5 protein-coding genes and 1 pseudogene are annotated in these 6,562 nt (G+C 65.7%); 4 read left to right on the top strand and 2 right to left on the bottom strand.

Going from position 1 to position 6,562, the window contains the following annotated elements; genetic code table 11:
- Window positions 1-703 precede the first annotated feature (703 nt).
- Together VLR48_RS20270 and VLR48_RS12045 are read right to left on the bottom strand one after the other, a co-directional pair.
- A pseudogene (locus VLR48_RS20270) lies at window positions 704-943 on the bottom strand (FUSC family protein); the annotation flags it as partial.
- 455 nt (window positions 944-1,398) lie between these two features.
- Window positions 1,399-2,268, bottom strand: coding sequence for a hypothetical protein (locus VLR48_RS12045; RefSeq protein ID WP_325292023.1), 870 nt, complete (start codon window positions 2,266-2,268; stop codon window positions 1,399-1,401).
- A gap of 176 nt (window positions 2,269-2,444) precedes the next feature.
- On the opposite strand from VLR48_RS12045, the gene ilvB reads away from it, so the two are divergent.
- The 4 genes from ilvB (at window position 2,445) to VLR48_RS12025 (ending at window position 6,160) form a co-directional block, all read left to right on the top strand.
- Window positions 2,445-4,190 carry a biosynthetic-type acetolactate synthase large subunit gene (ilvB, locus tag VLR48_RS12040; protein ID WP_325292022.1) on the top strand — a complete coding sequence of 582 codons (1,746 nt, stop codon included), beginning with the start codon at window positions 2,445-2,447 and terminating at the stop codon, window positions 4,188-4,190.
- 89 nt (window positions 4,191-4,279) lie between these two features.
- The gene (locus VLR48_RS12035) at window positions 4,280-5,332 is read left to right on the top strand and encodes a WD40 repeat domain-containing protein (RefSeq protein ID WP_325292021.1); all 1,053 of its coding nucleotides are present in this window, start codon (window positions 4,280-4,282) and stop codon (window positions 5,330-5,332) included.
- A gap of 143 nt (window positions 5,333-5,475) precedes the next feature.
- Window positions 5,476-5,736: a hypothetical protein gene (locus VLR48_RS12030; RefSeq protein ID WP_325292020.1), complete on the top strand. Its 261-nt coding sequence runs from the start codon at window positions 5,476-5,478 to the stop codon at window positions 5,734-5,736.
- A gap of 175 nt (window positions 5,737-5,911) precedes the next feature.
- Entirely contained in the window at window positions 5,912-6,160 is a 249-nt protein-coding gene (locus tag VLR48_RS12025) for a type II toxin-antitoxin system prevent-host-death family antitoxin (RefSeq protein ID WP_325292019.1), read from the top strand.
- Window positions 6,161-6,562 lie beyond the last annotated feature (402 nt).

The raw sequence follows: 6,562 nt of genomic DNA, 5'->3' as shown, positions 1-6,562 counted from the left end.
CCACACACCGCCTTCGCGCTCCTCGCACTCATCCACCTGCCAACACTGCGCCACCGGGGTGATCAGTGCGGGAAACGCGCGGGTAATCATCGCGAAATAATTCGGGAATCGGCCGGTGAAACAAAGTGAGCGACAACACCTCCAAACCGCCGCGCTGCCGGGTTTCTGCCTGATGCCCTTGGCGCGGACTGGATGGGTTTCGCTGACGCTGTGTCGGTGCCGAAAGTGCAGCGTTCGAGCGTCACTTAGAAGCGGGGCAACCGCCACGCCGCCCAGTCGATCGCCTCGAGCGCCTCGGCAAAGGTCCGCAACCCGCGCGCAACCCCGATGTAGTGACCTGCGGGCCAGCCGCTCGCCAAGCGGAGGGCGGACCTCCGCGGCCAGCGCGGCGGCCGGAAGCGAGCGCCCGGCGGTCAGGGCGACGGCCGCATCCGCAAGGCCCTCCACACGCGCGATCAATCCGGTCAATGCAAAGGCGGTCGCGTGCAGCAGGGCGCTCTCCGCGACCGCTTTCGGCTCCCGACCGGGGTCCGCACTCAGACGACCGAGGCACTGTCGCGCAGCGGACAAGGCGTCTGCCGGAGTCTGTCTGCTCGGCGAGCCCCGCAAGCGCATCGCAATAGACACGGTCATAGATGGCGCCGCCGGTACGCGGCCGGAGCAGGCCGTTGATCACCAACACGACCAGGATGCCGACCACCGCCTCCGAGCTGCGCGAGACCGCCTTGGCAAACGCCATGCTCGGATCCAGCGACGCGTCCCCGGCGATGATCACCGCGGTGATGGCGAGCATGAACCAGGCGTCGCCGTAACGGCTGTTGCGGATCATATAGATCGACACCGCCACCACCGCAGAGAGCGCGCCGATCAAGGCCCAGCGGTCCTGGATCGGGAACGCCAGGAGCACGAGCACCAGCAGCGCCCCGACCAGGGAGCCGAGCACCCGCGTGAGCCCCTTGTGCAGCGATGCGCCGAGGTAAGGTGTTTGCAGGAACAAAGACAGCGATCGGCGCGAGGAAGGGGTCCGGCAGTTGCTGCCAGAGCACGATACCCCAGGCGACGACGACACCGAGTGTGGTCTTCAGCTCGTCGCGCCTTGCCGGACACCTCGCGGGACGCACTCCAGGGGCCGTTCAACTGCCGGATCTAGGTTGAAGGGTTCATCCGTGAACAGGCGTGCGCCGCTCGAGCTCGGCCAAGGCCATCGCGAAAACCAGACCGAGCAGTGCCGCCAGCCGCCAGGGCGGATAGTAGACACCGTTCAGACTCAGCTCGACCGGAGCGGCGCTTATGAAAGCCTCGACCGGTTATCCTGCGACGCGGCGGCCGGTTTCGGGGCAACCCTCGGCGGGGACGGATCCGCCCGCCGTGACGATCCCGAGCCCGGCACGCGACACCTCAGCGCATCCAGCCCTGCGGCGGCGGATAGCCCGTCGCCGGCGCCCCGGGGCGAGCGTACGGGGTCGGCGGATAGGCTTGGTGGGGGCCCGGCGCGTACCAGGACGGTGCGCCGGGTACCTGCCGAGATCCCGCGGGTGGCGTTTGATATTGCGGATAGACCGGGGCGTAACCCTGTGCGGGCATGGGCATGTAGCCCGGCGGAACCGGCGGGTAGGTCGGCGCCGGGCGCGACTGCTCGTCGGTCACGACAGGGGCGGTTGTCCGAAGCTCTTCGGACGGGACCAATGGCTCGGATTCGGCCAAAATCGCGCCGGCCGCCTCGGCCGATGCGGGCTGGGACGCGATCGGATCCTCGGAAACAGCGCCCTGCGCCTCGGCCTGATCCGTCGTGAGCTCGGACGACAGCTCGGGCGGTACATCAGACGCCGCGGCCGCTGCGGCCGACCCCATGTCGGTCGAAACCGTATCGGATGCAGACACCTCGGCGACGCCGCCTTCGGCGGACGCTTCAACCGGTGCCGACTCGTCAGCCGGCGTGTCGGTTGCAGCGGCTGCGGTCTCCGCCACGGGTTCGGCAACGGCGGATTCGGCAACAACAGGCGCGGCAACAACAGGCGCGGCAACAACAGGCGCCGCAACAACAGGCTCGGCGAGGGTCACCCGTCCGATCGGCGCAACCCGTTCCGCAACCAGAGGATCGGCCGCGACAGCCTGATCCGGCGCGCCCGCGAAATAGAAGTCGACGAGGTACACATAGACCGACCCCGTGAGGGTCGCCACCACGACCGAGACGACGAAGAGCCGCTCGTAATTCACCCGCCTCAATCTCTCAAACAGTCCTTCAAGCCGCCCAACGATCGCTTTCATCGACAACGTCCTCAATCGCGATTCTTGATGCCCCGCCACCCTTGAGACGGAGGGGGACCGACCAGGCGCGGAGGATAACCGAAAGCCTCGCCCGGTTGGCGATCCATCCTGCCCTTTGTGTCATGTGGGGGTATGATTACCGGCTTCTTAGACCCTGAGCCCTGGTCATTCGCCCTATGATCCATGCCCGCCGATCCGGAGCCGCCATCTTCTTCGATGTCCTGACCGACCTCGGGGTCGAGTATCTGTTCGGCCATACCGGCGGTGCGGTCATACCCTTACATGTCGAGTTGAATCGACGGATGCGCCGCCGCGATCCGGCACCCAAGTTCATCCTCTGCCGTCAGGAAGGCGGCGCCGGTCATGCCGCGGAAGGCTATGCGCGGACGAGCGGACGGGTCGGCGTGGCGATTGCCACGTCCGGACCGGGCGCGACCAACCTGGCCACACCCATCGCGGATGCCTACAAGGACTCGATCCCGACACTCTTAATCACCGGCCAGGTGCCGAGTGCGGCGATCGGTACCGATGCCTTCCAGGAGGTCGATACCGTCGGCTTTACGCGGCCGATCTCCAAGCACAACTACTTGATCAAGGATGTCCGCGACCTGGAGTGGGTGCTGCGCGAAGCCTATGCGCTGGCGACCCGCGGTCGGCCCGGGCCGGTCGTCGTCGACATCTGCAAGGACGTGCAACTGGCCGAAACGAGCCGGGATCCCAGCGGACAGAACCCGCCCCGGATCCGCCATCGCGAGCCGATCGCCTTCGACCCGGTGAAGGCCGACGCCATCCTCGCCGCGCTCGCCGTCGCCGAGCGCCCGGTGGTGAAGGCCGGCGGCGGGATCATTCATGCCAACGCGGCACCAGCACTGCGGGCCTTCGCCGAGCGTTTCGCCGTCCCGGTCACCACCACCTTCAACGCGCTCGGTGCCCTGCCCTTCGAGCTGCCGCACAACCTCGGCATGCCGGGCATGCACGGCACCATCCCCGCCAACTATGCCCTGCGCGATGCCGACCTGATCCTCTCGCTCGGCGGACGGTTCGACGACCGGGTTGCGGTCAAAGGTTTCGCCGCCGGCAAGCGCATCGCGCATGTCGACATCGACCCCTCCGAGATCGACAAGACCATCGCGACCGATCTGCATCTGGTCGCGGAGCTCGGCGCCTTCTTCGAGTATGCCTTGACCACCGGTCAGGCCGCGGACCATGCCGACTGGCTCTCCCAGATCGCGCAATGGCGCGAGCAGATGCCCAAAGCCTACGGGCATTCTGAGTACATCAAGCCGCAGGCCGTCGTGGAGATCATCTCCGAGCTGACCGCGGGCGACGCAACCCTGGTCACGGGTGTCGGCCAGCATCAGATGTGGGCGGCACAGTATTATCGCTTCCGCCGGCCGCGCCAGTGGGTCAGCTCGGGCGGGCTCGGGACCATGGGATTCGGTTTGCCCGCGGCCATCGGGGCCTGGTTTGCCGACCCGACGCACCCGGTGGTCCTGATCGACGGCGACGGCAGTTTTCAGATGAACATCCAGGAGCTCGGCACCCTGGTCGCCAACCGGATTCCGCTGAAGATCTTCGTCCTGAACAACAGCTTTCTCGGGATGGTCCGCCAATGGGAAGACATGATGGACGAGGGTCATCACTACGAGACCTGTCTCGCCCGCGACGCGAGCTGCGACCCGGACTGCATGGACCTGGACCAGACCTGTCGGCGTCAGATTCCGAACCTGACCGGCCTCAAATATGTCTACCCGCGCCTTAAGACCCAGCGCATCAAGCATCCGAAGGATCTGCGCGAGGGCGTCGCCCAAGCGCTGGCCGAGCCCGGCCCGGTCCTGGTCGATGTCTGGATCGACAAGGCCGAGAACGTCATCCCCATGGTGCGTCCGGGTCATCGACTCGACCAGATGATCGAGTCCTGAGCCGGCGCGGCCAAACCCATCCAACAAACGACGCATACCGCATCGGGCGCGGTTTAAAATCCATTCGCATCAGTCAAAAGGAGACCGCGATGCCTACCCCACACTGGCGCTCCGTGCCCCGCACGGCGGCAACGGACACCATCTACGGACTCGCCCTCAGCCCGGACGGCCAGCGCCTGGCCACCGCGAGCTGGGACAGCCTGGTCAAGATCTGGGACGTCGCCGCCGGGCGCGTCGAGCATGAGATGCAGGGTCACGACGGGCGCGTCTACACCGTGCGCTTCCACCCCTCCGGCAACTGGGTCGCCTCGGGCGGCACGGACACCACCGTGCGACTCTGGGACGTCGCCACCGGCGCGGCGCTCTGGAGCCAAAGCGGCCACAGTAGCCTGGTCTACAGCGTTGACTTCCAGCCCGACGGCGCGCTGCTGGCCTCCGGAAGCGAAGACGGCACCATCTGCATCTGGACATCCGCCGACGGCACCCTGGTGCGCACCATCGAGGGACATCCGCAATACGTGCAGGGCGTGGTCTTCTCCACCGACGGCTCGCGTCTGGTCTCGGGCAGCCGCGACTGCACCATGGCGGTCTGGGATGTCGACTCGGGCGAGGAGCTACTGCGCCTGGACGTCATCAACAACGGCATCAACAGCACCCAGTTCAGCCCGGACGGAACCCGGCTCCTGCTCAGCAACGTCGACGGCTCGATCGGTCTCTGGGACCTCGAGAAGGGCGGGCTCATCATGGAGATGGAGGAGCACACCTATCCGGTGTGGAGCGCGGTCTTCAGTCCGGACGGCAAGATGATCGCCTCGGGCAGCGCGGACAAGACGATCGTCCTTTGGGACGCCGTCACAGGTGCCGAGATGTCGCGTCTGACCGGCCACGAAAAGGACGTCTACTGCGTCGCCTTCAGCCCCGACGGCAAGTGGCTCTACTCGGGCAGCGTCGACAAACACATCCGGGCCTGGAGCCTGGACAGCAGCGACCCGCGTTGGGAGACGCTCAGCACCGCCTGGCAGACCGCGGAAACGGAGGACGCGAAGGCCGCCGCCGAGGCCGCGATCGCGCTGGCCGAGCAAGCGCCCGCGAAGGCACCCGCATCGGGGCTCTTCGGACGGCTGTTCGGCGGCAAGCGCTGACAACCGCGGTTTAGAGATCGAAAACGGTCGTGTTTGCCTTGGTTTACCATTGCGACAATGACCGCATCGTCCGAACCTCGGATGACGCGAGCAAGACGGCACTCTGAATCTCGGAAAACCGCAATCCGGTGGAGATGATCGCCATGACCGAGAACATCGAGCACCTCATTCTTGAGCAGTTCCGTGCTCTTCGGAACCAGATCACAGCGCTGCAGACCGACATGCACAACGAATTCAACGACGTCAAGCATCGCATCAATCGAGTCGAATCCGCGATCGCCGGGATTCGCCGCGACGAGGCCGGAACCGCCGAGGATATCGCGCGCCAGCAGGCAACCATAGACCGGCTCAAGGATCGCTTGGACCGAATCGAACGCCGCTTGGAGCTGATCGACGACATCTAAACCGCGTCCAGCGCGGGATGCGATGTTTTCGGACTCGTGACACCCGCTTCGCGGTGTCACGCATCCCGTGGCGCTCCGCGCCACGTGCCTCCATGGCCGAAATTTCGCACAAGTCGCGGCGAGGCCTGAGATCCGCCATGATAGAGTCAGATGACCAACTCGCCTGGAGGTGCTTATGCAAATACTTAGCGTAGCGGCAGCGAAGGCCCGCTTGTCTGCCGTGCTGGCCCAAGTTGAAGCGGGCGAAGAAGTCGTCATCACACGGCGCGGTGTTGCGATCGCGCGCATTGTGGCCGAACCCGCAGTCAGGTCCCCGCAATTCGATATGGCCGAGCTGTTCGCATTCGTCGATGGCCAACCCATGCATGTCGGCATGGATGCCGGTCAATTTGTCGGTAAAATGCGGACTGACGCGCGTTTCTGATGCGTCGCTATTTCGACACTTCTTTGTTGGTAGCCGCCCTGATTTCCGCCATCACCCGCCCACCGAAATGGCGGAACCGCTATCGCGTTCCGCCATACGCGGGCTTGGGGCAAACCGGAAGACCCGACCCCGCGACTTAATATTTTCTCCTGAGAAAAACCGGGGGTTGCGGTAGGGACGGAGGTTACCCCCCGCCCCCCGCACAGATCCGTACGTGCGGAATTACCGCATACGGCTCCTGCCTCGGGTCATGACGCGAAGCGGCGGGCCGCTTCGCGTACGCCTTCGAGACCCATCGACACGCGACCCCGGCTCTGTGTCCGGTGCGTGGGCGCCTCTCCAGCGTTCCCCTCGGCTACGCCCCTTCCCTCCACCACCTCCGCGGGGTTGTCCCCCTTGTTC

The organism is Thiocapsa sp. (genome assembly GCF_035467215.1).
In the GTDB taxonomy this organism is placed as follows: Bacteria; Pseudomonadota; Gammaproteobacteria; order Chromatiales; family Chromatiaceae; genus Thiocapsa.
Note: the sequence above shows the minus strand (reverse complement) of the source record. Positions and strands in the feature narration are given on the sequence as shown.

What these genes read in the sequence shown, in the direction of transcription:
- VLR48_RS12045 (WP_325292023.1), bottom strand. Translation starts at nt 2,268, where the DNA reads ATGAAAGCGATCGTTGGGCGGCTTGAAGGACTGTTTGAGAGATTGAGG.
- ilvB (WP_325292022.1), top strand. Translation starts at nt 2,445, where the DNA reads ATGATCCATGCCCGCCGATCCGGAGCCGCCATCTTCTTCGATGTCCTG.
- VLR48_RS12035 (WP_325292021.1), top strand. Translation starts at nt 4,280, where the DNA reads ATGCCTACCCCACACTGGCGCTCCGTGCCCCGCACGGCGGCAACGGAC.
- VLR48_RS12030 (WP_325292020.1), top strand. Translation starts at nt 5,476, where the DNA reads ATGACCGAGAACATCGAGCACCTCATTCTTGAGCAGTTCCGTGCTCTT.
- VLR48_RS12025 (WP_325292019.1), top strand. Translation starts at nt 5,912, where the DNA reads ATGCAAATACTTAGCGTAGCGGCAGCGAAGGCCCGCTTGTCTGCCGTG.